The following is a 2057-nucleotide window of genomic DNA, read 5'->3' on the forward strand; positions in this document are numbered from 1 at the left end:
ATCTGAGCGTGTTTTCTTTTTTGCGGCCATAATCAATCCTAAAAAAACTAAAAAAATCGGGTTAGCGTTAAAATGAAAGGAGGCGGGTGGTTTTCAAAGCATTTAGCTGGAGGAATTACCTACCCCCTCCCTATTACTTTTCTTACTCAATTCAATATCAACCGGGTTGCTAACCGCTTTACTATCCAATTTAAAATCAACATGTATACTTGCTAGTTGATTGGGTTTTGTCTCGATATTAACAGCTACTTGATTAGTTAAAAGCTGTCCATCTACTGCAATACCGTAGCCATAAAATTCACCATTCTTATATAAATGAGCTAATTGAATTTGTTTCATTTTTCTTTACTCCAATGTCCGCCATAGGGCATACCATTAACATCGCATCCTATTTCTGTACCCTTATTCTCAATACGTTGTTTAGTGCTTGAGTGATGAGTACTACATAAGCCCTGATAGTTTGATGAATCCCAAAATAATTTCTGGGCTTTCTTTATCTTTATCGGGTCTTTCGATATTAATGCTTGTTCGAGTTTGTGAGGAATAATGTGGTCTACTGCTGTAGCGGGTTCATATCTGCCTTGCTTTAAGCACATAACACAAAACGGATTACGCTGTAGATAAGTTAACCTGGCTTTACGCCATCTAGTGTTGTTGTATACGTTTATCATTGCACTAACCAACGTGCAAATCTAACCGCCAACTTAGGATGAATCCAAGTACCACCACCACGATCCTTTCTAGCTCGGCTAGTTTTTACATACGGGATTTTCTGGTATGTAGATTCTAACGCATTGATATAATTAACTGTATCAGGAAGAATTAGCCAGTCATTCGGGCGTTTACCAAATCTTGATGCCGCTTCTGTTGCGTTAATCCATCCATCATCATTGAAACCAACTTGATGACCCTTAAAATCGAATTTAATAATATTCATGGTATTCTCCATTAGAAATGAGTTTTAGTCACACAGGGAACCAGTCAAGAGAGGTAACCATGAAAAACCATCTGATTCCCTCTAAAACTCATTCCTAAGTGGCTCTTGTTGTTAATTGCCGTGTGATGGCAAATTTCAGACATAAAAAAACCGCAATTAAGCGGTTTGATTAAATATGCAGTTATTTTTTATAACCGCCCAGGATTTTTTATACTTTATGCGGTAAAAGTGAATAGTTATTTATAAACCATCCCAACCATCTTTTCTTGATGAAATAACATCTTTATCGCATTTTATTTCACCCGTTACTATAAACATAAACATATTCTCTTTACCAAGCAGCGTTAGCATTGGTTGAATGATGTTATCAAGAAAAGTTAGACCCCACTCTGGAAACCAATTCCTAACTTCTACAGTTGGTGATTCGTGATGTAGTTTACCTATATAAATCGGGTAAATCCCGTACGCTAAGGCGTAATGAGTATAATTCATTTGGATATATTCTTTTGAAACACGTTTAAATATCGCCATTTTTACCTCTTTAATTACTAATCTCTCTTATCGCCCTTTTATCTGCATTACACTGCCTAAGCTCGTTCAATAATTCAGTGTACAGAACTGGACATTGTCCCCAAGTGATTCGTTTATCAATATGAGGCTCGTTATTTGGCTGTGTTAGCGAAGCAGGAATATTGCACTGATAAACGTACTCAGTTTTTACCGTCCCGCATCCAATTAATAACATTGTCAGGCATATACTCATTAGCACATTGATTATTTTTAAGCGCATCTTTCATTTGCTCTTGAAGTTGTTTAATTGACATAGCGTCTTGAGCTTTTTCTTGCTCTCGTTGCGCTATAATTTGATTGTTTTTAGCGATATTCTGCTCTAACTGTTCGATTTTTCCGAACAGTTCAGCTTTATCTTTTTGTAGCTGTTTTTTCTCTTGATAATTGTTGTAACCGAAATAGATAGTAAAAGCAAAACTAACAATGATTAATGCTATGCTTACTATATTCACTTTAGACAATTTGAACATGATGAATCACTCAACAATAACGATACAAATAAAAACCAACCCCAACCGTTAACATCATTAACAGCCATTATTGAAGCGAT

4 protein-coding genes and 1 pseudogene are annotated in these 2057 nt (G+C 36.0%); all 5 read right to left on the reverse strand.

The features are described 5' to 3' along the window. Positions 1–102: 102 nt before the first annotated feature. The 5 genes and pseudogenes from ACGH6Q_RS12195 to ACGH6Q_RS12215 all read right to left on the reverse strand — a co-directional run bounded on the left by ACGH6Q_RS12195 (position 103) and on the right by ACGH6Q_RS12215 (position 1977). A complete protein-coding gene (locus tag ACGH6Q_RS12195) occupies positions 103–339 on the reverse strand; it encodes a hypothetical protein (protein WP_174798245.1) in 237 nt (78 codons plus the stop codon). Continuing rightward, positions 336–671 (reverse strand): HNH endonuclease signature motif containing protein, encoded by a 336-nt coding sequence (locus ACGH6Q_RS12200; RefSeq protein ID WP_411592976.1) that lies wholly within the window; start codon positions 669–671, stop codon positions 336–338. The genes ACGH6Q_RS12195 and ACGH6Q_RS12200 overlap by 4 nt, the downstream gene beginning before the upstream one ends. A gap of 5 nt (positions 672–676) precedes the next feature. Beyond that, positions 677–949, reverse strand: a pseudogene (locus tag ACGH6Q_RS12205) (KilA-N domain-containing protein); the annotation flags it as partial. Positions 950–1177: 228 nt separating this feature from the next. Beyond that, a complete protein-coding gene (locus ACGH6Q_RS12210) occupies positions 1178–1468 on the reverse strand; it encodes a hypothetical protein (protein ID WP_411592977.1) in 291 nt (96 codons plus the stop codon). A gap of 179 nt (positions 1469–1647) precedes the next feature. Next, positions 1648–1977, reverse strand: a complete 330-nt coding sequence (locus ACGH6Q_RS12215) for a hypothetical protein (RefSeq protein ID WP_411592978.1) — start codon at positions 1975–1977, stop codon at positions 1648–1650. Positions 1978–2057: the final 80 nt, after the last annotated feature.

The sequence above is a fragment of the Gilliamella sp. BG2 genome (assembly GCF_046635645.1).
Lineage (GTDB): Bacteria > Pseudomonadota > Gammaproteobacteria > Enterobacterales > Orbaceae > Gilliamella > Gilliamella bombi.